At 36.2% G+C, this 24145-nt stretch carries 17 protein-coding genes; 9 read left to right on the plus strand and 8 right to left on the minus strand.

Features of this window, described 5'->3' with window-relative positions:
* The first annotated feature begins 272 nt into the window (after positions 1-272).
* From CG11_RS12730 to CG11_RS12750, 5 genes are all read left to right on the plus strand, one after another.
* Positions 273-3305 (plus strand): hypothetical protein, encoded by a 3033-nt coding sequence (locus tag CG11_RS12730; protein WP_052596752.1) that lies wholly within the window; start codon positions 273-275, stop codon positions 3303-3305.
* Positions 3306-3477: 172 nt separating this feature from the next.
* Positions 3478-4011 (plus strand): ferritin, encoded by a 534-nt coding sequence (locus tag CG11_RS12735; protein ID WP_052596755.1) that lies wholly within the window; start codon positions 3478-3480, stop codon positions 4009-4011.
* A gap of 187 nt (positions 4012-4198) precedes the next feature.
* On the plus strand, positions 4199-4567 hold the full coding sequence (locus tag CG11_RS12740; protein WP_063833095.1) for a DUF3127 domain-containing protein: 369 nt from the start codon (positions 4199-4201) through the stop codon (positions 4565-4567).
* A 138-nt stretch (positions 4568-4705) separates the two neighbouring features.
* The gene (locus CG11_RS12745) at positions 4706-5296 is read left to right on the plus strand and encodes a hypothetical protein (RefSeq protein ID WP_052596757.1); all 591 of its coding nucleotides are present in this window, start codon (positions 4706-4708) and stop codon (positions 5294-5296) included.
* A 20-nt stretch (positions 5297-5316) separates the two neighbouring features.
* Positions 5317-5907: a hypothetical protein gene (locus tag CG11_RS12750; RefSeq protein ID WP_052596759.1), complete on the plus strand. Its 591-nt coding sequence runs from the start codon at positions 5317-5319 to the stop codon at positions 5905-5907.
* A gap of 93 nt (positions 5908-6000) precedes the next feature.
* Here the strand turns inward: CG11_RS12750 and CG11_RS12755 are convergent, their stop codons facing one another.
* Entirely contained in the window at positions 6001-7320 is a 1320-nt protein-coding gene (locus CG11_RS12755; RefSeq protein WP_052596761.1) for a WG repeat-containing protein, read from the minus strand.
* Between the two features lie 39 nt (positions 7321-7359).
* Positions 7360-9390: a DNA primase gene (gene dnaG, locus CG11_RS12760; RefSeq protein WP_052596764.1), complete on the minus strand. Its 2031-nt coding sequence runs from the start codon at positions 9388-9390 to the stop codon at positions 7360-7362.
* A gap of 570 nt (positions 9391-9960) precedes the next feature.
* On the opposite strand from dnaG, the gene CG11_RS12765 reads away from it, so the two are divergent.
* From CG11_RS12765 to CG11_RS12775, 3 genes are all read left to right on the plus strand, one after another.
* Complete coding sequence (locus CG11_RS12765) at positions 9961-11106, plus strand: PorV/PorQ family protein (RefSeq protein ID WP_052596766.1); 1146 nt, start codon at positions 9961-9963, stop codon at positions 11104-11106.
* 427 nt (positions 11107-11533) lie between these two features.
* Positions 11534-16591, plus strand: a complete 5058-nt coding sequence (locus CG11_RS12770) for a C25 family cysteine peptidase (protein ID WP_231512792.1) — start codon at positions 11534-11536, stop codon at positions 16589-16591.
* 240 nt (positions 16592-16831) lie between these two features.
* Positions 16832-17614, plus strand: coding sequence for an enoyl-CoA hydratase/isomerase family protein (locus CG11_RS12775; protein WP_052596768.1), 783 nt, complete (start codon positions 16832-16834; stop codon positions 17612-17614).
* Between the two features lie 58 nt (positions 17615-17672).
* On the opposite strand, the gene CG11_RS12780 is transcribed toward CG11_RS12775, so the two are convergent.
* From CG11_RS12780 to CG11_RS12805, 6 genes are all read right to left on the minus strand, one after another.
* Positions 17673-18488: an Omp28-related outer membrane protein gene (locus CG11_RS12780; RefSeq protein WP_052596770.1), complete on the minus strand. Its 816-nt coding sequence runs from the start codon at positions 18486-18488 to the stop codon at positions 17673-17675.
* Positions 18489-18494: 6 nt separating this feature from the next.
* Positions 18495-19319, minus strand: coding sequence for an Omp28-related outer membrane protein (locus CG11_RS12785; RefSeq protein WP_052596773.1), 825 nt, complete (start codon positions 19317-19319; stop codon positions 18495-18497).
* Between the two features lie 173 nt (positions 19320-19492).
* Positions 19493-20440, minus strand: a complete 948-nt coding sequence (locus tag CG11_RS12790; protein ID WP_052596775.1) for a cation diffusion facilitator family transporter — start codon at positions 20438-20440, stop codon at positions 19493-19495.
* Between the two features lie 178 nt (positions 20441-20618).
* Positions 20619-21014 carry a hypothetical protein gene (locus CG11_RS12795; RefSeq protein ID WP_052596777.1) on the minus strand — a complete coding sequence of 132 codons (396 nt, stop codon included), beginning with the start codon at positions 21012-21014 and terminating at the stop codon, positions 20619-20621.
* A 3-nt stretch (positions 21015-21017) separates the two neighbouring features.
* Complete coding sequence (locus tag CG11_RS12800; RefSeq protein ID WP_197043841.1) at positions 21018-21734, minus strand: DUF998 domain-containing protein; 717 nt, start codon at positions 21732-21734, stop codon at positions 21018-21020.
* Between the two features lie 172 nt (positions 21735-21906).
* Positions 21907-22344 (minus strand): hypothetical protein, encoded by a 438-nt coding sequence (locus CG11_RS12805; protein ID WP_052596781.1) that lies wholly within the window; start codon positions 22342-22344, stop codon positions 21907-21909.
* A 554-nt stretch (positions 22345-22898) separates the two neighbouring features.
* On the opposite strand from CG11_RS12805, the gene CG11_RS12810 reads away from it, so the two are divergent.
* Entirely contained in the window at positions 22899-24137 is a 1239-nt protein-coding gene (locus CG11_RS12810) for a DUF819 family protein (RefSeq protein ID WP_052596783.1), read from the plus strand.
* The last annotated feature ends 8 nt before the right edge of the window (positions 24138-24145 follow it).

Genomic DNA, 24145 nt, shown 5'->3' on the forward strand with positions numbered 1-24145 from the left:
TTTGTACCACATATTAGCCAATATAGAAGCTTAGAGAATCACCGTTTTTATAAAAAAACACATTGAAAATAATTTAAAGGAAATCAAAAACAATTGACCATTCATATTTATAATTGGTAATTATTTCTTACTTTTCTAGTTTATTAAAAGAATGATAAATTCAAGGAGTATTGAATTACTATAATACCATCTAGAAATGCTCAAAAATTGTTCGATTTGACCTATGTCATTTTAAACAATTACTCATACGGCAACTTTTGTACAAAACACCTATGCAAGATCAATTTAATCTAAATACGCAAATCCCCAAGACATTAGAGAGAGAACAACTAAAAGAAGTTTGGTTGGATTTTATGCAACAACTCTCTGGTGATGTATGGACGGATTACAATACGCACGACCCTGGTATTACCATCATGGAACAACTCTGTGATACCATGTCAAAAATTAATAAACGTGCGACGACCCCTATTCAAAATTTACTCAATTCTCAATCCAGAAAAAAGCGAGAGGAAATCAACAATGCATTTTATGATGCAGTCGAGATTTTACCAACCAACCCTGTTACTCAAGATGACTATCGCATCTTAATCATTGACCGAGTACAATATGTCAAAAATGCTTGGGTAGAACCCGTTCGTGACAATATGCAAGGGATTAAGGGGCTTTATCGCATTTTGCTACAAATTGATGAAACAGCACGTACAGAAGAAGGTATTCGAAGAATCAAAGAAGAGGTATTTGCACTCTATAATCATCATAGAAATTTGTGTGAAGACATCGAGTCGATTCAAGTATTAGATGTAGACAAAATTGAAATTTTTGCAGACATTGATATTAATTCGGAAGCTGTTGCCGAAGAATTACTAGCTGAAATTTTGTTCCGACTGGAAGAACACCTTAATCCATCCATCCAATTTCATACGTTAGAGGACTTATTGGATAGAGGCTACACGGTTGATCAAGCGTTTGATGGTCCTCCTCCTGTACATGGTTTGATTTTAAAATCTGATTTAAGAGGCATGACGCAAGAAGTTTATGTTTCTAAACTGATTGAAATCGTACAAGGTGTAGAGGGTGTTCGACGGATTACCTATTTCCGTGTTGATAAAAACGGCATTCCTGTCGATAGTGACGTCATTCCTATTCGTCAAAACACCTATCCTGTGTTGGATATGGATACCATTGATGAACGCTATACCGATGGTGGTGACTATCCTTTGCAATTCTTTAGAGGTGCCTTAAATTATGAACTAGATTTGAATACAGCCAATCAGTTGTTGTATTCGCTCTATGCTCGCTACAAAAAAGGGTATCAAATGAAAATGCTTTACCATGAAAAGGATTTTCCATCTACGATTAGCCTAAAAGAAGTTGCCCATTACGACTCTTTACAAAATGAGCTTCCTGTTACATATGGAGTCAACGAACTCGGTTTGCCCGATCACGCACAAGCTACTCGTGAACGGGTAGCAATGGTTAAACAGCTACGTGGTTACTTGTTTTTCTTCGAGCAAACATTGTCCAATTACTTAGAACAATTAGCCAATGTTCGAAAACTTTTTTCTATTGATAAATCAATTGACAGAACCTATTATAGCAACACTCCTAAGCATATTCCTGGTGTATTTGATTTAATTTTCAATCCAACAGTCGAGCACATCGCATCGACAAACAAAGATTACTCCTTGGAAGATGCTCAAGAAAGAACACTAGAGCTCTTTAACGAAAAAGTTGCGGAAGTAACGAAGAAATTTGATCCTTTTATTGATCGCAGAAATCGTTTCCTAGATCATTTGCTAGGGCGTTTTGGCGAGCAATTTAGCACCGACTTTTTATTAAAAGTTTCTAATTATGTTGGGGTAGGTCACGATGACGATGAAACCAATCCTGAAATTGAGCTAATTAATGCTAAAATTGAGTTCTTGCAAAATTATGTTGACATTAGTAAAAATAAAGGTAAAGGCTTTGATTATTTAGGTCAAACTTTGGATGAATCAAATATCTCGGGACTAAAGAAGAGAGCTAGTTTATTATTAAACATCGAGTTAGCTGGCAATCAATCATTGTTAGAACCTTTTGATGGCAAAGATGATGACGATGACTTCTTTGATGCGTTGGACAAAGTAGTTGATTTTGTTCCGAAAGATACCAAGGAAGGTTTTATCCATTTAGATGCTTTGTATGAAATTCAAAATACGTTTGGAATTGATGAGGAAGAGTTGGATGACGACCTAAAAGACGAACTAGATCGCTTGCGAAATTCTTTGGAAGATGGGCTAGGTGAAGACGAAGAAGATGATGACATACCTAATTCTGACAAGGAAGAAAAGGATAGTGACGCACCAAAAGATAAATCTGAAGAAGATACCATTGATTATAGTAGACGTTTTGTCTTCCGTGCCAATTCTAGAAACGAACTGATCAAGAATTTGATGGCACAAGGTATTTTAAGTCATAATTATATTGTGCTACCAACCAAAGGAAAGCAGTCTTTTAGCATCTACTACAAGGGAAAACGCAAACTTGGTGTCTTTAAAATTCGAGAAGTCTCTACTCGCTTGGCAGCTCGTACAGAAATTGAAAAGTTAATCAAGTACCTGCACAAACTCAATCACTACTCTGAGGGAATGCATATTGTCGAACATATCCTGCTTCGTCCACAAGCACAAGATCAGCACGGTTTTGTATTAACAGATGATCAAGATGGTATCATCTTAGAAAGTTATGAGTTTGGTGAAATTGACCAACAACGCGCCTATAGCGATGAACTTATTAATGTTGGTACTTACCGAGAGAACTATACCATTCGACAAGATGATGACAACAACTATGTTATTATTTTGGCGGATAATTATGACGTCTTTATTGCCAAATACCCCGTGGCACTAAAAACAGAGTTAGAAGCACAAGACAAACTCCTTGATATCATTGATTACATCCGAAGCTTTAAGAAAAGTGATGTTCCTATCTATGATAAAATCAAATTTACAACCAAACAACAAGAAGGCAAAAATCAACATTCTGAAAGTGATTTTTATTCCTTAACCGTTAGTATTGTATTGCCTACTTGGCCTAGTAGATTCCAAAATTCAGATTTCCGTGATCTATTGCGAAATATTATTGTTTTGAATGCTCCTGTTTACATTCACATTGATTTCAAATGGATGAATACAGAAGAAATGGCAGAATTTGAATCGGTTTATTTTGATTGGTTAGAAGAACGTATATCGCCTACACCTCGTCAGCCTGAATTGGATAATAAGGCGCAACGAATTATGAACCTATTAACGCATAATCATTAAATTATTATTGTACTTTTGTGTCTCTATAATTCAAATGATTTATTGCAACAAATAATTTAATCTAGCTGTTACAATAGTAAACTAATCCTTTTGGAGATTAGCATTACTTTACATTATTGGTTTGTTATCAGGATATTTGATAGCCAACTAAAGACAAAAAATTCAAACAACTATGCTTAGTGAAAAAACATTGCAAGCTTTAAATAAACAAATTGCATTAGAAGGAAATGCTTCTGCATCTTATCTCGCCATGGCTTCTTGGTGTGAAAGACAAGGCTTGAATGGTTGTGCTACTTTTTTTTATGACCAATCAGCCGAAGAAAGAATGCACATGATGAAGATTATTCATTATGTTAATGAAATGGATGGTCATGCTGTTATTTCTGCTCAAGAAAAACCTAGAGGCGAATACGAGTCTGTGCAAGAACTTTTTCAAGCGGTCTACCAACAAGAAAAATCGGTTACAAGTGCTATTTATGAGCTTTTGTCTATCTCTGACGAAGAAAACGATCACTCTACTACTTTATTTTTGCAGTGGTATGTTGCTGAACAAAGAGAGGAAGAAGCCCAAATCCGTACTATCCTTGACAAAATTAAATTGATTGGAACGGGTGGTCAAAGTTTATACTTTATTGATCAAGAAGTAGAAAAAATCAATTCGCAGCGTGGACAGGAAGAGAGTAGTGGAGAAGATGTTATTGCCTAAAACAAATTGTTTTGTATTTTAAATGCAAAAAACACAGAAAATTTTATTTTTTTTGTATTTTTGTGAGCTTTTTTGACACATTTTGTGTCTTTCTACGTATAAATGACTCTATACGAACATTTAGAGTACTGTAGCCAACAAATTACTAGAAATAAAATACTCAATAATTTAATAACCTATATTAATCATGTCAGAATTAAAACTAACTGGTAAAATCATTGCCATAATGGACAAGCAACAAGTAACAGATACTTTTGCTAAACGTGAATTTGTAATTGAAACAGATGAACAATACCCACAAATGGTAAAATTTGAACTAACTCAAGCTAAATGTGATGATATTGAAAGTCACAAAATTGGCGAAGAAATTTCTGTTCATTTCAATGTTCGTGGTCGCAAATGGACCAATAAGCAAGGAGAAGATGTTTATTTTGTTTCTTTGAACGCTTGGCGTTTGGAAAAAAGTGCAGAGGCTCCTGCTGCTACTGATGTACCATTTCCTTCTGCAGATGCAGAACCTCCAGCAGATTCTTTTGCTGATGATTTACCATTTTAGACAACATTTTATAGAGAAGCCCTTCGGGGCTTTTTTTATGCTACCCATAATCAAAATTCAGTTTCTAATCTTAACCGCCAAGCACAAGGTTATTGTTGCAAGAGGATTGTAAGAATAATCAACAACACCTATACGACTATGAAATACTTATTTTACGTTATTGCTTTTGGAGTTTTTTTTATTTGTTCTTGTACTAACGATAATACACAAACGACACCTCCTGCTCCGACAATTCCATCGACAGCAATTCCAGACCCTGCTCAGCCAAACGATTCGGAAGCTTCTGATGCTAAGTATACAATGCTTAATTCATCCACTTACGCTGCTAAAGTTGGCGAACAGTACCAAAAAAACTTTCTTAGTATGGTTAGTGTAGAACAAAAACGGCTCAAAATGAAAGAAAAGGGAAATATTATTCGTAGGGACACACTCTATGCTGTTAAACATCTTCCCTTCAAAGATCAAGAGCTTTATTTACACAACGTTGTTCTAGATCATGGCAATGGACATATCGTCAATAAATGGTCTTTTTCTATTCATAAAAATGGTTCTATGATTCTAAAAGAACAACCTATTAGTACCAATCCTTTTATCAATATTAATTTACAGGAAATGAAAGTTGGTGATACAGAATTGCTTTTTGTTGGCACCAAAGAAGATGGCTCTACCGAAGACATCCGCATTCCCTATGATGGAAAAATACCTGACATTAATCCTGAACTTAACTAGTCCATAAAACAATCATAATCATGAATAAAACAAGACTTTTTCTACTTCTTAGCGGCTTTTGTGCTTTATTAATTGGTTGTGATAATACGACAAAAACTACCAGTTTAGAAACAATAGAAGAACAAACAGCTCCTTACACAACTTCTACTTCAACAGAGGTTCCCAAAAAAGAACAGCCTTTAATCATTTATGAAAACGCTTTTCTTCAAGTTTTTCCAGGAAGCCCAATTGAAGAACATAAGGCAATTATAGAAGAGGATTTACTCCAAACGGGAGAGGGAGATTTTGAAATCTATAACATCAAGCATAATGAAAATGGCGTTGTTGCTTATTTCTTAGCCGATCCTATAGACCAAGAGTTGGTTGGAGAGATCTACATTACCTCTCCCCTCGCACAAACAGAAGATGGCATAGGTCTAGGACATACTTTTGGTGAATTGCTCGATAAATATCCTAACCTAGAAGTACACGGATCAGAAATCGAATCGCAAACCTTTGCCAATTATGGAAACTTAGCCTTTAGAATTGATGAACCACATGCTACTTATGATTTAGATATTAATGCCGTATCCAAAGAGGCTAAGATCATAGAGATTGTCATCAAACGATAAGTTGACAAGGGTTTCTACATTAGTTTGTCAATTGGTTATATTAGTTTATTGCTGCTTATACATTAGTATAACCAATTGACAGCTCTTTAAAATTTATTCTTGAATGCAATTGACACGTTTGTTATTGCGATTCACAAAAAACCAATCTAGACCAATTTTCTTGACTTTAAAAAAATCATCCTGAGGAGTAATCGCTTGGTATTCCATGGGCAAAAGCAGCATTCCTTCTCCGCTAAAAACGCCCAATTGGTGTTTTTCATTTTCTACTAAGACTACTCCCGAAGATGTTCGGCTAACATTTTGAAAAGCAAATGTAGATTGCAAGCCTCTTTCAAAATCAAACCATTTCCACACATCTTGTTCTTGAACCAAACAACCTTTCCAACTATTGTTGTCTACTGCATTTAAGAATTTTTGAAAAGAATTTTTATAAAACGCTTGAGTTTTGAGGTTAAATAACTGGATTTCGCCACTCTTCTTTTCTACTGCAAACCAATTGTGTCCGATATAATCGATTTTTTGGTACTCAATAGGCAAAACCAATTTTCCTGCTGCATTCATTAACCCTAATTGGCTCTCCTCTACAACTTTGATATATTGAGCATGTACAGAAGGTAAAACCAAATCATACGTCTTTTCAACTACTTGCTGACCTTCTAAATCCAACAACGCCCACTTTTTGTCTTTCTGTAATACAGCAATCATTCCTACCTCTAGTAACAACAGATTTTTATACTCAAAATCCAGTATCAACTCATTTTTTGAATTAACAACGCCCCACTGCTTATTCTTTCGGACACCACAAACAGGCAAATCAGCCGTAGGTACTCGAACAATATCACAAACAGTTGTTCCTTTTTTTTGACCTTTGCGATCATACAATTGATAATCCCCATCTTTTAGCCCCCAAAAACCGCCCATAGACCAATACTTTAATGCGTCGTATTTATTGGGCAATATAGTTTGACCATCTACATCTACTGCCCCATAAGCATCTTCATATACTGTTATGACAGCCTCTGTACCTGCGGCAGCTAATTCTTGATAAGCAATTAATAAAACGCCATTACCATCCGTGTTTACAGCACCATATACACCATCTTTGCTTACCTTAAACAAGCGATCATTCAAACGTTCTACTTGAGCATAAGGCAACGCTGTAACCTGTTCATTTTGATACCAATAATAATGGACTTGTCTCCGATCTTTAGCCGTTACCAGCCAGCCATCACCAATTGGTTGAGTTCCTACAGCATCAAATTGAGTAGGTAAAATTTCTTTTGAATTAGCATCAACCAAACCAACCAAACAATTATCTTGATAAACTTTTTGGAAAGAATTATTGTGCTGTGCTATTAAAAATGCAGGAAGAAGCCCCCAAATAAGAACCAACAAGAAATTATAATAATGCATGATTTTTTGATTTGACAAGAACTTAATTTAGTATAACAATCAACGCAATACAACAGTATTCATTTGTGTTGCCAAGTCCTTTTTTATTTCCATTAATTTTAAACTAACTTTCATATAAATCAATACGTCCGTATCATTTTTAGCCTCTTGAGATGCTTTCAACAGCAATTGATTTTTGCGAATTAGACGCTCTATTTTTTTTAGTTTGAATCTTAAAATACTACTTTTGGCATCGGCAACATGATTAATCTCAGGTAATTCTTGTGTGTTCAAAAATACATTTAAACGTTCCCATCCTTCCGAAAAATCATGTTCCTCCATTCTTGCGACCAAATCGACGGCCAACTTAGCAACAGCAGGATCACTATGATAAGTAAAATAGTTGGTTGTTATTTTTTCGTTGGCTTGCAACTTAGTCAAATACTCTTGTACAATTTTACTACAAATTGGATGATCAAATTCTTCAATCATATCCAACATATCCAACAAAATAAACTCCGCCACGGTCGTTTCTTTATCCAGTTGTCGGTCACCAAAGTTGATTAAAATACGGGCAATATCCATTTCTTGATATTCTTCTGCCGTTTTCTTTTTAACATTGGTATTCCGTTTTTGAGGTTGTCCCCCTGTTTCCATAGGAAACTCCCCGCCAGCATACAACATTTCTTCCTCAGAGGGCATTCCTTCATAAGGATCATAATAATCAGGTTCTGAAGAAGGTTTGGTCGATTTAGTTTCCCGTGATTTTTGACGTTGTTCTTGCTGGTATTGTTTTTTGGCATTGGCTTGAATGCGTTTATTAATCTCAGTATGTAACAATTGTTCACTCATTTCCATTAATTGAGCGCACTCTTTGACATAAACCGACCGTTTCAAAGCATCTGGAATTTTGGCAATAGAACCAACAATATCTTTGATGACTTCTGATTTCTTAATAGGATCATGTTCGGCATCTTTGAGCAATAAATTACTCTTAAAAAGAATAAAGTCATTCGCTTCTCGATCTATAAACTCTTTAAAGGCAGTCGCCCCAACTTTTTTGAGATACGAATCGGGGTCCTCTCCTTCTGGAAGCAAGACTACCTTCACATTCATATCTTGTTCAATTACAATATCCAAGCCCCTCAAAGCAGCTTTGATTCCCGCTTTGTCTCCATCGTACAAAATCGTCATATTAGGAGCATAACGTTTGACCAAGCGCACTTGATCTGCGGTGAGGGAAGTTCCTGAAGAAGCGACAATATTTTCAATACCCGCTTGGTGTAGAGAAATAACATCGGTATACCCCTCCACCATATAACACTCATTCATCTTAACAATCGCTTTACGAGCAAAGTAAATTCCGTAAAGTGTTTTTCGTTTGTTATAAATATCTGTTTCAGGGGTATTGAGATATTTGGGAGCTTTTTTATTAGCAGTCAAAATTCTTCCCCCAAAGCCAATTACTTTTCCAGATACATTATGAATGGGAAATTGTACTCTATTTTTAAAGAAATCCCGTTTATTTTTAATCAAGCCCGCCTTCTCCAAAACCTCCTCTTCGTAGCCTTTGCTGAGTCCTTTTTGCATCAAATCGTTGGCGCCTCCATTGGCAAAACCAAGTCCAAATTTTTTGATAATCTCTTCTCTAAAACCTCTCTGCTTAAAGTAGCTCAACCCTACACTTTTCCCATAGTCTGTTTCAAATAGTTGCTGCTGAAAGTGTTCTTTGGCAAACTGATTGACAACATACAAACTATCCGACAACTGCAATTGTGCCGCCTGTTCCTCTGTCAATTCATCTTCTTCTATAGGAATGTTGTACTTTTTAGCAAGGCTTTTTAACGCCTCAGGATAAGACAATTGCTCTAAATCCATTATAAAATTAACAGCATTCCCTCCTTCTCCACAACCAAAACATTTGTAAATATTCTTTGCTGGCGAAACCGTAAACGAGGGTGTCTTCTCATTATGAAAAGGGCAAAGTCCAATATAATTGACTCCTCGGCGTGTTAATTTAACAAAATCGCCCACTACATCTTCAACTTTTACCGTCTCAAATATAGTTTGGATTGTTTTTTGTGTTATCATATAATAGCATTTGCAATTCTTATTCAAAGATACAAAAAATCGCTTAGAATAGAGCAAAGCTTTATTTTTTGCTCAAATTGGGTTTTTAAAGTTGAGAAAAGCTTAGTTTGGCATAAAAATTGGAAATTTATAAATACAAAAATATAAAGGTTTTAATTGGGTGTTCTTATAGTGTGGGTCTCGCTCCTTTTTTAAGGGGCGGGACTTTTTTTTGTCATCTAATTCTCATAATTCCATTTCTACCGTCATTAAAGTCTTGAAACTTTCCAACCAAAGCAGCATCTTGCTTGTCTATAACGATATAAGAGATAGACAAAAGTCAACTTCCTTTATCTTAAACAACTTCACAATTAACACAACAAGCAATTATTAGTTTATGGTGTAATTTTACATGATTATTATCTTTTTATAATTTATTACAGTAGGTGAATCAAACAAAACTTTGTAGTTTTGTCTTGATTCTGTCATCTATATTCTACCAATAAAATAGTGTCTTATTAGAATAGATTCCCAAAAGGATAATAAACACAAATGTGGAACAATTATACTAAAAAACAAAACAGCTAATTAATGCTACGATTACTCTTTATAGCCAGTGCCATTTTTGCGCTCGTGTCTTCTGTGAATGCCCAAAAGTATAGTAATGAATTTTTATCAATAGGTGTTGGTGCTCGGGCACAAGCTATGGCAGGTGCTCAAATTGCTCAGGTCAATGATGCTACTGCTGGTTTTTGGAACCCCGCAGGCTTAACAGGAGTTGATACCGACTTACAATTAGCCGCCATGCACAACGAATGGTTTGCTAGTATTGGTCGATACGATTATGTAGGGCTAGCTGCTCCTATTATGAACAAAGCACACTATTTGGGATTTACCTTCATCCGTTTTGGTGTAGATAATATTCCCAATACCTTGACACTTTATGAAAAAGATGGTACTATTAACTATAATAATGTAACTACTTTTAATGCAGCTGATTATGCGTTCATGTTGCATTATGCCAAGCGTTTTGAATCCTTGGGTCTGTCAGTCGGAGTTACTCCTAAAGTAGTCCATCGAAAAATTGGTCCTTTTGCTACCTCTTGGGGATTTGGAATTGATATTGGTGCTCAATATCGCCGTGGAGATTGGCAATTTGGTTTGATGTTAAAAGATATTTCAACTACTTTTAATGCTTGGTCATTCAACTTTACAGAAGAAGAAAAGCAAGTACTTGATATTACAGGAAATGATATTCCTGTCAAGTCTATGGAAATCACTCGCCCAACAGTTGGCTTGGGAGTAGCGTATCACAAAGATTTTAAAATTGGTACTCCCAAAGAAGGAAAAAAACAAAAATACATTGGATTAACGACAGAATTAGATTTTAATATGACAACCGATGGACGTCGCAATGTGTTAATTAGTGCGGATCCCATTAGTTTTGATCCTGCGCTGGGTTTGGAGTTGCATTACAACAACTTGGTTTTCTTGCGTGGTGGTATCAATAATATACAACAGTTTAAAGATATTTCTGACAACCAAAAATGGGCTGTACAACCCAACTTTGGGGTTGGATTTAGAATTTATAAATTTTATGTTGATTATGCTTTGGGCTTAAATGCTGGTGGTGCTATTTTGGATAATACTCAAGGAGCTATTCTTTCTCATATTGTGTCCATCAAGATTGACATTAGCTTTAAGTATATCAAAAATGCGTTAAAAGATGAAGAATAAACCTTATATCCATATCGTTTAAATCGTAACAGTTCTCAAGGTATTATTACTCAAAACCCAGTAATGCCTTGAGAACTTTGTTTTTGACCCTACGATTTCTATGAATACTTAATTTTGTCTTGTGTTAGACTTTGTATCATTCAGACTATTCTGATTACTAAAAAATGGGTACTATACACAAGGCTTCATACGGTTCTATAAAAACTATATATTCCCCTAGTTCTAATTTTTCATTACTTCTTGAAAAGTTATATTAATCTGATTGCCAACAAGGTACAATTCTACCACTTTATTATCCAAAGAACTGGTAATCATACTAATGTAAAGATGTTTTTTAGTTTTTTTTAACTAAAAAAATCATGAGGTATTAAATTTTTAATAGCAGTAGATAGCTTTGGCTTCTATTCTATGTCAAATAGTTATTATTATGAAATCTTCTTTTTACAAAGTAGCAACCTCTCCAACCAATACACAACATTTCAAAAAAATGTTTCCTATTGCCTTAGTTTTAGTATTAATGGGCTATGTCTCCGATGCAACAGCGCAAGGACACGACGGTCTTTTTGGCAATGAATGGATCGACTATAGCAATGGTAAAGAATATTATAAAATAAAAGTTGCCAGAGATGGCATGTACCGTATTAGTGCGGCTACCCTTCAACAAGCTGGTGTAAATATTAGCAGCATCAATACAAATGGTATTCAGGTTTTTAATCGAGGAAAAGAAGTTCCTATTCAAGTAGAAACCTCTGGTGGGACATTGAACTATATCCAGTTTTATGGTAAAAAGAATAGAGGTGAATTTGATGTCAATTGTTACAATGAAATAGGGCATCATTTTAATGAAGAATATAGCCTTTATTCTGATACCGCAGCCTATTTTTTAACATGGGGAAACACACCTTCTACCAAGCACTATACAACGCTTGGAGCTAATTTATCCAATATTCCAGCCAAGGAGCCTTATTTTATGTATACAAGTAAGGTAGTTTATACAAGTACGTGGAACGAAGGATTGACTTGGCAAATTTCAACAGAACGATTGAGCAAATCTACGTTTGAAGAAGGAGAAGGTTTTGGATCTCCACTACAAAAATCATTTAGCTTAACCATACCCACCAACCATCCTTTTTCGAGTGGACCTACTGCAACTGGTGCTTTTAAAATATTTACTCCAGGAGATTATGCCCATACATTGGAAATCAAATCAGGAAGTAGCACCTATGCAAGCTATAATTTTAATGCATGGAAAACAGGTAAGTATTCGGCGTCTCTTCCTAGTTCAATTATACAAGCAGGAGGTACTAATTTAGCCTTAGAAGGTACAGCGAATGCTTCCGATCGTTATTATGTAGCTTATGCTGAAATTACTTATGCTAGAGAGTTTAATTTTGATGGCAACTATATTTTTCCATTTACAATGCCTGCGCATAGCACAAGGAAATACATTGAGATGAATAATATAGATGCTACCAATGCCAATCAAAATAAGTTCTACCTATACGACTTAACCAACAATCTCCGCATACAATGCTTTTATGATGCCGCCAATGGGCGTTTACTAACAGACTTAACACCATCTGCTCAAGCACGAGAATTGGTCTTGGTTAACGAAGGCAACACCAATAGTTATACCGACGTATTGGCTGTCACACCAATTACATTTAGAAACTTTGCCTCTCCTATTTTTACACCAACCAATTATGTTATCATTACCCATCCTAGCTTACGCCGTAATTCTTCGGGCAGCAATCCTATATTTGATTACCAAGCCTACCGCCAATCAACAGTAGGAGGAGGTTATGTCACAACAGAAATTACAATTCAAGAGCTTTACGACCAATTTGCTTATGGCATTACGTTACATCCTTTAGCCGTTCGTCATTTTGCGCATTTTATCAAACAAAACTGGATCAATCCAGAATATGTCTATTTAATTGGAAAAGGTCGAGTTTATAAAGACATTAGAGCCAATAGACTCAATGCACTTATTCCTACCTTTGGCTATCCCCCTTCCGATCATATTTTAATGGCTTCTATTAACAGTGACGAGCCTGCTATTGCTGTAGGGCGACTCTCTGCTACCACAGGCGACCAAGTAAGCACCTATCTCCAAAAAATAATTGATGTAGAAGCAGAACGTGCTGCTCCACAAACATTGGCAGCAAGAGGCTGGACTAAGAATATATTACATCTAGGAGGTGGTAAGAATAGTAATGAACAGAACATTATTAGAAGCCGCCTAAACGGCATGAAAACCATTATTGAAAATCCATCGTATGGGGGGACGGTACAGTCTTTCTTCAAAACATCGACCAATCCAATTCAAGCTGCGCAATCCGCCTATTTGGACTCTCTCATCAACTCAGGAATATCGATGCTCACCTTCTTTGGGCATTCTTCTGCCAATAGCTTTGACTTTAATTTAGATCATCCTCAAAACTATTCTAATTATAAAAAATATCCACTGATTATGGCATTGGGTTGTTATGGTGGTACCATGTTCGAACAAAATCCTTTGATCAGCGAAGAGTTTATTTTTGAGCCACAAGCAGGAGCTGGCGTATTCTTAGCTTCTTCAAGTGCCGCAGCATTAGAAGCCTTAAACCAATTTGCACAACAATTTTATCAAGGCGTTAGTATTACTCATTACAACGAAGGGGCTTCTAAATCTGTAAAAAGAGCCATAGGTAGCCTAGAAAGTACAGGAAATTACTCGACCACCAATCAAATGGCTTGTCATTATATGACTTATCATGGTGATCCTGCTTATCAGGTTTCAACCGCTACTTACCCTGACTATTACATTGATCGAAGCTTGGTTAGTCACTCTCCTGATGTTGTTACAGTACAAATGAACACCTTTAATTTGGAAGTAGATGTATACAATATTGGGCGTGCTATTGATACTGTTTTTAACATTAAAGTAGAACGTATTTTCCCCGATGGGACAAGTGCTTTTGTTACTTCGCAACAAGTCACAGCACCCTATTACAATACCAAATTTACCATTCCTGTCCCGATAGGAACCAATGCACTAGGAATCAATAAGTTCAACATCTATGTCGATGCAGACAACGATGTTGATGAACGCCCCAATCCATCCGCAGAAAATAACAACGATGTCATTCAATATGCGGTTGCTATTTTATCCGATGCCATTGTTCCCGTTTCTCCTTATGAATTTGCTATTGTCCCTACGACCCCAATTACCCTCAAAGCTTCTACTGGCAACGCCTTTGCAACTTCTCAGACATACGCTTTTCAAATAGATACAACAGAATACTTTAATAGTCCACTTTTGCAACAAACGACCATTACGCAAGTAGGTGGCTTGGTTCAATGGACACCAAGTATGTCCTACTTAGATAGTACCGTTTACTATTGGCGAGTTAGTGTTGATTCAACCAACCCAACGGTTGGTTATTCTTGGGCAGGGAGTTCTTTTATTTATATTAATGGTAGTTACCCAGGTTGGAATCAATCTCATTTCTTTCAGTATTTAAAAGACAACCATACCAATATCTATATCGAAGAACCCAACCGAGAGTTCAAATACATCAACTCAATTCAAGAAGTTTCGGCAACAACAGCACGTACGCCCAATGTCTTGCATCCTGAAAACGTTGCTATTTATTTTAATGGTAGCAAACTTGATAAATGCCGCTGTCCGAATAGGAATGGTTTGTATGTTGCGGTTATTGAACCAGGAACCCTAGACTTTTGGCGAATACCAGGATTTAGTACACTATATGGAGCTATTAACTGTGATGCTGCTGGGCGAATTTCTCCCAACTTTTTGTTTGAAACCAATACTGCTGCGGGGCGTGATTCTTTAGAAAATTTCATTGCGAATGTTGTTCCAAATGGACATTATGTACTGGCATATACTCTCAATAATGCCCAGCCATTTGCGTGGTCCAATTCATTGATTAATACATTTAAAGACGAAGGAGTTTGGTATATTGATGATTGGATTAATAATTCTAGTCCCTCTAGTCCTTTGCCATGGGGAACTTTTTTCAAGAAAGGAGATAGTACTTATGTACATAAAAACTCTGTTTTAGCAACTAGCCCTAGTGACATTTTAACCATTTCAGGTCCTTTACAAGAAAACTGGTTCCAAGGCTTTCAGACCTCCACCATCATTGGTCCAGCCAACTATTGGGGGGCTATGTATTGGGATCATGATAATTTGCCCAACGACCAAGTTAACGTAGAGATTTATGGTTTAGATGCCAATCAGAATGTTCGAACATTACTGGTCGGTCCAACGACAAATCTCAACGAGTCATTAACCTCTATTAATCCAGCTCAATACCCTTATCTGGAATTGGTTTGGAACACGCTAGATTCTGTTGATCGAACACCTCCACAATTAAAATATTGGCGGGTTATTGCTGATATGGTTCCAGAAGCAGCGTTAAGACCAGAACTTTTTGTTTCCTTGGATGATAGTTGCATACAACAAGGTCAAGCTATAAAGTTGGATATTGCCATGGAAAATATTAGCCCCTTAGATATGGATAGCATGCTTGTCAAGTTTGAAATATTAGGTAGTGGTTTGGTTCAATATGCTCGTTTGGATTCTTTGAGAACAGCAGATACTCTTCATGCTAGTGTTGAATTTCCTACCGTAAATTTACAAGGTTCCAATCAATTGTTGATGGTTGAAATAAATCCGAATAGAGATCAACCAGAGCAATATCATTTTAATAATATTGGTTTAGCCTCCTTTAAAGTCTTACAAGATAACATCAATCCTATCTTAGATGTCACCTTTGACGGAGTGCATATTTTGAATAAAGACATTGTATCTGGTACACCTGAAATTGTTATTACTTTATCTGATGAAAATCAATACTTAGGTTTAGATGACTTAGAGGATTTTAGCATTATCATTCGACATCCTAGTTTTCCAAATGGCGAGATGCTTTTGTCTCCTGCTACCACAGATATGCAATTTTATCCTGCCGACCCTAGTAAGTTGGATATTGAAAATAAGGCAAAAATTATCATGCATCCTGATTTAAAAGAGGACGGTATGTACACCTTGTTTGTTAGTGCTGCGGATAAATCTGGAAATAATTCGGGTGAATTGAGTTATAGTGTCGACTTCGAGGTTATTAATAAGCCTTCTATTTCTAACATGCTCAACTATCCAAATCCTTTTTCTACGTCTACCCAATTTGTATTCACCTTAACAGGCAGAGAATTGCCCAATTATATGAAAATCCAAATCTTAACCGTGACAGGGAAAGTTGTCCGAGAAATTACTCAAGATGAATTAGGTACACTCCGAATTGGAACAAACCGAACAGAATATGCTTGGGATGGGAAAGATGAATATGGCGACCAATTAGCAAATGGCGTTTATCTCTATCGAGTTATTACCAAAAGAGATGGAGAAGATTATGAAACCTATAGTAATAGAACAGATTATATGTTCCGACAAGGTTTTGGAAAAATGTATCTAATGCGATAGATTATTATTGAAATTTCTCAAAACATGATATTAATAAAGAGCTGCAAAACTGTAGCTCTTTTTTTATGCCCCCGATAAGCTCTCTACTGAATCTGCTTTAAAAAAGGTATTTAGAGCAACTGATGGACTTGTTCGTAATCGCATCAAGTAGCGCTATTATTATGATAATGATTGAAAAATACTATCTTTGTTTCAACAATTAGAGAACCTAAAAACGAATCAATTTTAAAATAAGGACAGATGAAGTATACAAATCTTTTAACAGAATATAAAGATGGTATTTTGGTCGTCACCATCAATCGACCTAAAGCACTAAATGCACTCAACAAGCAGACATTAAGTGATTTGCGTGAATTATTTGAGAAAGATGCATTAGACTTAAAAGAGTTAAGAGGAGTTGTTTTAACAGGATCAGGCGAAAAGGCCTTTGTTGCAGGTGCTGATATTACAGAATTCAGTGGTTTGGATGCTCAAGGTGGTTTGCATATGGCTCAAAATGGTCATGACATCTTTGCGACGATTGAACAGTTTCATGTTCCTGTCATTGCTGCTGTAGGAGGTTATGCATTAGGCGGAGGGTGTGAGTTAGCAATGGCTTGTCACATTCGCGTTGCCAGCGAAAAAGCGGTTTTTGGTCAACCAGAAGTTAACCTAGGTTTGATTCCTGGATATGGTGGCACACAACGCTTAGTACAGTATATTGGCAAAGGAAGAGCTTTAGAGTTGTTGATGACTGCCGATATGATTGATGCTCAAAAAGCACTAGACTGGGGACTAGCAAATCACGTTGTTCCTCATGGCGAAGAGGTATCTAAAGCAATAGCAATACTACAGAAAATTGCTAAAAAAGCTCCTATTGCTATCGCAAAAACGATTGCCGCTGTCAATGCTTATTTTGACAAAGAGAAAGATGGTTTTAATCAAGAAGTGTTACTTTTTGCTCAAACGGTAAAAACAGAAGACTTTAAAGAAGGTGCCGCTGCTTTTGTGGAGAAACGCAAAGCGAACTTTCAAGGCAAATAGTCTTTAGAGCATATTTTGAATAAAAAGCCCCGATTCAGTAAAGTCGGGGCTTTCTCTATTATGGAATTAAAGCTTCTTCAGTAGCTTGCAAAATATATCGTTCGTCGCCTTGATAGTGGACAAAAGCTACGATATGACAATTGTTTTCATCCCACCCTGTTGGCAAAGTGTACGTGTATGTTTCTCGATAAGGCGCAAGAACAGCCCCTTTCTCTTGAATTTTTGTCCCCCAAGTATCGGTCAAAAAAGCCCTTGCCATGTGATTATGGGTGTAACTATTCTCCCAACCAGAATCTGTCAATTGAGGTGCAATGACATTGTTCTCTGTAATGACCACACTAATAGCGACATTTTCTTTCATCTTTACAGCATTGACAGGGGCAACATCCACTGTAACACTTAACGCTCTTGTTCCTACATCGAATGTTGGTGTTAACTCAATAGAAGCATCAGGAGGCAAACACATTTCTTCTGCTATTGGTCCTGCCCATGTATTAGGATATATAATCCCATAAACACCCTTATCTGCAAAATATTGTCGATTAACATTAATACTTGGCTCTCCTAAAGGTTTTGACCAACTGTGAATTTCAACACCCTCTGCAATCCTAAAATCCCATCCATTATGAGGTCTAGCCAAATACCCTGCATGAAGCGCAATAGGAATAATTTTATTAGGATATTGAGCTTGCAATTCTTTGATTTTCTGATGCCCTTTCGGACAACCCGAACAATGCACACCTGTAAATTCCTCTACCAATACAACTCTGTCGGTTTGACAAGGTGTAATTTGAGGTGGATTCTCTTCGCAACCTATACTCAATAGAGCAGACAAGACAATCGTAGCAATAATATAATGATACATTTTAGGCATAATAGCTTATTTTATATGAGCTTCAACAGCTTGTAATATTGTTTTGTTATTATCCCCTTTGTAATGAATAAAAGCAACCGCATAGCAATTATCAATATTCCAATCGGCAGGAATCGGATAATCTGAAATCACTTTTTGTTGTGCTGATAATACATTTCCTTTTGTTATAACAACATCTCCTGTATAATCATCAGAAAGAACATCTCTCAACACGTGTTTGTGTACATAAGCAGGGTCTGAGCCAGCTGGTGTTTTCTGATAACCAACAATATTACTTTCTGTGATCATTACTGTTATTGCCAGATTTTCATCAATAGCATCTACAAAAAAGGTGCTTGGAGTCATGTCAACAGTAATAGATGCTTTTCTTGTCGCCGCATCGAATGTATTGGTTAAAGATAACTCTGCAATTGGTCGTTCGCAAATCTCAGAACCAATATAACCAGCCCATTCCGACAAGTCGGTTACGACATCACTTTCCCCCTCAAATACTTTACGATTAATGCTGGCAGCAGGATAACCCGATACGGGACCTAAATACAGCGACTCTAGATTGACCCCATCTGAACATCTCAAATCAAACCCATTGTGATCAGTCGCAAAATAACCTGCATGAATCCCAACAACAATGATTTTTCCTGGGTTCTGCTTTGACAAAACCTCTAATTTTTCTGCACCTGTTGGACAGTTCACACAATCAATACCTGTGAACTCTTCCACCAATACAACTCTATTGGTTTGACAAGGTGTAATCTGAGGCGGAATTTCTTCACAACTAAGCGTCATTAATCCGCCAACAGCTAAGGTTAATAATCCTGTTATTTTATTCATAATAAATTGTTTTATAGTAGTTTTATTGCTTTTTTTGTTAATCAAAGAAGAAAAACTTGTCTTAGCAAGTTACGCCTCCCTTTTCTGATGAAGAGTAGCACAAAAAGAAGGCTGTTTTAGTTGCACTGCTACTGCGTGGTACTTGTTATTTTTTTGAACGATTACTTAATATTCTAGTGATGATGATGTATTTCTTGCTCGCTAATAATTTTACAATCCTTTTCCAAGCACTGTTCCCCTTCTTTTTCCAACTCTAAGGTTACATGTTGAATATTTTCATGTTGCAATAAGTGTCGAATATCCTTTTTTATCGTTGCAGCATCATCAAATGAGCAGGCTTTATCAATCACCAAATGAGCTGTCATAGCATTTTCTGCTGTACTCAAAGCCCAAATATGTGTATGATGCATTGAAATCACACCTTTTATATTCAATATTTGCTCACTCAATTTTGAGCTATCAATTTCTTTTGGAACACCATCTAAGCTCAATCGAATACTATCTTTCAGTAAACTCCAAGTAGATAATAGTATCATAATAACGATTACCCAACTGGCAAGAGTATCCACCCAATACCATCCCGTTTGCCAAATCATAAGACCGCTAAAAACGACGCCCACAGAAACCAGCGTATCTGCCAACATATGCAGGTAAGCTCCCTTTATATTCAAATCTTTGTCTTTGTCTTTTACAAAAAGCCACGCTGTAAGTCCATTAATGATAATTCCTACAGCTGCAATAAGTGCGGTTGTTAAACCATCAACTTCTACAGGATTTAACCACCGGTCTACGCTTTTCCACAAAATCATAACTACAGCAACTAAAAGCAACAAAGCATTGATTAATGCTGCCCATATTGTTGTCTTCCGATAACCATAAGTATATTCTTTGGTAGGTTGTATAGATAATACCTTAAAAGCAGCTAATGCCATTACCAAAGCAATAACATCACTAAAATTGTGTCCTGCATCAGACAATAAAGCCAAAGAATCAAACCAAAAGCCTGTTATTGCTTCTAAGATTACAAAAATAATATTTAGTACAATCCCAAAAACCAAAGCCCGATTTACCTCAGACAATTTTAGTTCGTGATGGTGGTGGTCATGGTGGTGATGTCCCATAATTTTTCTCTCATTATTTTTTCATACGTTGCTTGCAAAAAAAGTGTCATAAGTATTAATACAACAAGACATCTATCCTCACTCACAAAGTACACTTTCTAAAATACGAATTAAACTTTGTATAAAACACTTTGCTACAATAATGTTTGTGTCATTTTTAGGCATTTTGTTCGATTCTTTATTCCATCTCTACAGATTCAACCACATTGAGTTCTTCTGGTTCAATATCTTGAGAATGCCCCATTGCTAACAGTACTCCTAGAACAATAAAAAGTGTTAACAAAAGGTTCATCAATCCCCCTAAGACAGATTTCCATTGCTGGGATTCTTTTAAACGAACTCCCTTGATCCCCCAATAACACCCTGTCCAGTTTAGTATTCCCATCATACCTAACGGAGTACCAATTAAAATACCTTCTAAAGTTGTAGAAAGCGTCTGTTCTTCGATATAATCCAAAGACAAAGAAGTTAACCACAAACAAAATAGACTTCCCCCCAAACACCATAATGCTCGATTCCCACACGATGAAATGTTTTCTTTTAGTTCAGAATCTAATATATTAGTATGCTCCATTTTTTATTTATTCGTTGAGGGAATGGATATATTAGAATTGGACAGATGCTCTACTTCTAGCAACTCAGTAGTATGCTCTACTCGTTGTAACAAAAACATATTAAAGGAAATGACAAGAATCCAAGACGTCAAGGCAACAAAAATAATCCATTCTAAAAAAGGCAACCACCAAATTTCGGGACGATCAAACAAGGGACCTGCTTCTCGTTTAATAGCCATCAACCCCTTCGGCATACTCATAAATAAGACAAATGCTAATGGAATCGAAAAGCCATGAATGGCCGTATGTTTAGGAAATGGATTCGCTTGCTCTTTCCATATACTCCAAGAAAATATAGCCGTTGACAATGCCATAAACGAGAAAAAACTCAAGGCTAAAACTAAGTGCGGCACCCGATTATCTTCTGGCACCAAACCTACTCCAATACACAATATAGAAGACAAAACACCAAACCGAACCGCTATCCGACTTGTTTTGGTATCTGCATACTGCGCTAGTCCCAAAGTGAACAACCCAAAACCTATAGAAGATAGAATGATTCCATTGTTATAAATAAAATGCTGAGCAGAAAATTTTGTACTTCCTAATTCGGATATAAAGTGGTTAAAAACAGAATAGCTTTCTCCCTGCTGTCCTATATAGGGTATTGCTGCAATAATAATAACGGTATATAGAATAATGCAAGTTGCTAGACCTGCTATAGGTGCAATTTTTTTCATAATTTTGGTATTCATTTAAATTGGTTCAAGAACTTTTGCCTCTCAAAATAAACCTTACTTTTTCGCCAAATCGTAATCAATAAGAGACACAAAACTAGCCTGTTATTATAACAAAAAATACGCCATAATCCAAGTCTACAAAAGAAGAACCAACCGTCTTTACCAAAATCAACTAAACTAATTTTAGCATATAGTCTAACACTTCTTTCCACGTTTCAAAAGGAGCAATTCCTATCTGTATCTGTTCTCCCTCAAATTCGGGATAAAGATAATCGTCAATCAAATAATCTCCCTTGAGCAATCCTTTACGCTTGCAAATAATTAAATTCTTTGTTGTCTCTAGCCCCAGATGTTGTTCTACCCAGACTCTTTTTTCCGTATAACATAAAGGATTGAGGTAAGAAGGAGCTGTAAGAATATATACTTCAAAATATTTTTCTAGTGTTCGATACGCTTCAATGGCACCTGGCAAAGGCTCTAAACTTGTAAAAAAACCATATTGAGACTGAGGATAAAATAACTTACCTTTACTGCTTTCCTTCATTTGATTTGATTTGGTTTCAAAATCACAAAGTGTATTGTCCATATCAATGTAAACCCGCTTTTTCATATCGTTTTTATCTTTAGTATATTTTCTCAATAGCTAGTTCGTTGCTACTATAGTCTACCAAGTAAGTATTATTTTAATTCTTGACTAAATCCTTTTGTAACACAAATATCAAGCATACATTTCTTCAAAAATAATTCTGATTGAATGAGTTGTATACTTTCCATATTTTAATACACTAAAATAAGCTTTTGAGTAGAATTATCTGTATTATTAACTGATAGTAGTTCGTTGATTTTTTATTTTTTTAGCTCACTACACTCGTGCGATCGCAAGTTGAGTCACAAACAAGATAAAAAACCACATTCATATTAGTTCACTTCGCAAGCGCTTTACTTTTAGTTAGCGGGGCTGCTACTGCGTGGTTTCAACGAACTTTTGTGACTGAAGTTACACAAAATATTTGGTCAAACAACTGTATAAACATCAGCCATTAAGGGCATTGTTCAATAAATACTAGTTCTTATTACGTATGCAATAATAGACCTAAAAAATCATCTTTTGGGATCGACTTCGTCAAAAATTCTACTTTATAACGCACATATTCTCCATACTTTATGCAAGCAATCTTATTAACGCTACTCACCCTTTTTTTTATCTTTGCCCCTTACTACCTTCAAAAAATTGGTCATAAAATTCAATTAAATACAATTTTGAGTGATGTTGTTATTTGCTTTTTAATAGGCGTCATTATGGGGAATACCCAGCAATGGTGGCTCCCACAAGAGGCGTATCAAAAAGCAGCATTTTCGGTTGCAGAAATCGCTACAGCTGTTTCTGTTTTATTAGCTATTCCGATGCTGCTCATGACAAGTGACATTCGAAGCTCTATTCGACATGCACCTCAGTTTTTGCTTTCTTTTGGGCTTTGTATTATTGCCGTTTTATTGGCAACATTACTCTCTGTTTATTTGTATCCAGACTTGCCCCATTTGGGACAAACAGCGGGCTGTATGGTTGGGGTATACATCGGAGGGACTCCCAATATGGTCGCCATTAGTTATGCACTGAATGCTCCTAATGAATTATTTGTTATTTTGAATTCAACCGATGTTTTTTGCTCTGGACTCTTTTTTTTATTCCTAACCTCTGTTGCCAAGCATTTTTATAGTCTATTTCTACCAGCTTTTGTTCCATCTTCTGCAAGCATTAAATCCACAACTTCCCACAAACTATCTCCCGAAACACCTTTAGACATTGCACTTCTACAACAAAACCAAGTATTAGATGAAACTAAGTCCTTCAAAGATGCGTTCAAAAAACAATCGCTGACTCCAATTATAAAAGCAGTTGGTTTAGCAATACTTTGTATCGGTTTTTCCGTGCTTGTTGCTCTTTTAATTCCTGGTGCAGATGGAAATTTAAATGAAATGCTCTTGATGATTGTTTTGTCAACAACGAGTATTTTCTTTTCTTTTTCTTCTAGAATACAATCCTTGCAGGGAGTTTATGAATTTGCACAATATTTGTTGCTTATTTTTGCCATAGCAGTAGGCTTTATGGCTAATTTCTCGGCATTGGCAGCAGCAGCACCAACCTATTTAACATTTAATGCCATTTTGGTGTTGAGTTTATTGCTTTTTCATTTGTTTTTTGCAATTTTATTTAAAATTGATACAGACACCTTTATCATCACCTCTACGGCTTGTATATTCGGTCCTCCTTTTATTGGTCAAGTATGCAGCGCTATCAAAAACAAGGAAATGTTGGCGCCAGGAATGGCACTAGGTGTTCTGGGACTAATTATTGGTACTTATTTAGGTATTTTGGTGGCTAGTGTGATTGGTTATACTTAAGTGTATTA

Source organism: Aureispira sp. CCB-QB1, from assembly GCF_000724545.1.
Lineage (GTDB): Bacteria > Bacteroidota > Bacteroidia > Chitinophagales > Saprospiraceae > Aureispira.

Coding starts and splice junctions, on each gene's coding strand:
- CG11_RS12730 (WP_052596752.1), top strand. CDS start 273: ATGCAAGATCAATTTAATCTAAATACGCAAATCCCCAAGACATTAGAG.
- CG11_RS12735 (WP_052596755.1), top strand. CDS start 3,478: ATGCTTAGTGAAAAAACATTGCAAGCTTTAAATAAACAAATTGCATTA.
- CG11_RS12740 (WP_063833095.1), top strand. CDS start 4,199: ATGTCAGAATTAAAACTAACTGGTAAAATCATTGCCATAATGGACAAG.
- CG11_RS12745 (WP_052596757.1), top strand. CDS start 4,706: ATGAAATACTTATTTTACGTTATTGCTTTTGGAGTTTTTTTTATTTGT.
- CG11_RS12750 (WP_052596759.1), top strand. CDS start 5,317: ATGAATAAAACAAGACTTTTTCTACTTCTTAGCGGCTTTTGTGCTTTA.
- CG11_RS12755 (WP_052596761.1), bottom strand. CDS start 7,320: ATGCATTATTATAATTTCTTGTTGGTTCTTATTTGGGGGCTTCTTCCT.
- dnaG (WP_052596764.1), bottom strand. CDS start 9,390: ATGATAACACAAAAAACAATCCAAACTATATTTGAGACGGTAAAAGTT.
- CG11_RS12765 (WP_052596766.1), top strand. CDS start 9,961: ATGCTACGATTACTCTTTATAGCCAGTGCCATTTTTGCGCTCGTGTCT.
- CG11_RS12770 (WP_231512792.1), top strand. CDS start 11,534: ATGAAATCTTCTTTTTACAAAGTAGCAACCTCTCCAACCAATACACAA.
- CG11_RS12775 (WP_052596768.1), top strand. CDS start 16,832: ATGAAGTATACAAATCTTTTAACAGAATATAAAGATGGTATTTTGGTC.
- CG11_RS12780 (WP_052596770.1), bottom strand. CDS start 18,488: ATGCCTAAAATGTATCATTATATTATTGCTACGATTGTCTTGTCTGCT.
- CG11_RS12785 (WP_052596773.1), bottom strand. CDS start 19,319: ATGAATAAAATAACAGGATTATTAACCTTAGCTGTTGGCGGATTAATG.
- CG11_RS12790 (WP_052596775.1), bottom strand. CDS start 20,440: ATGGGACATCACCACCATGACCACCACCATCACGAACTAAAATTGTCT.
- CG11_RS12795 (WP_052596777.1), bottom strand. CDS start 21,014: ATGGAGCATACTAATATATTAGATTCTGAACTAAAAGAAAACATTTCA.
- CG11_RS12800 (WP_197043841.1), bottom strand. CDS start 21,734: ATGAAAAAAATTGCACCTATAGCAGGTCTAGCAACTTGCATTATTCTA.
- CG11_RS12805 (WP_052596781.1), bottom strand. CDS start 22,344: ATGAAAAAGCGGGTTTACATTGATATGGACAATACACTTTGTGATTTT.
- CG11_RS12810 (WP_052596783.1), top strand. CDS start 22,899: ATGCAAGCAATCTTATTAACGCTACTCACCCTTTTTTTTATCTTTGCC.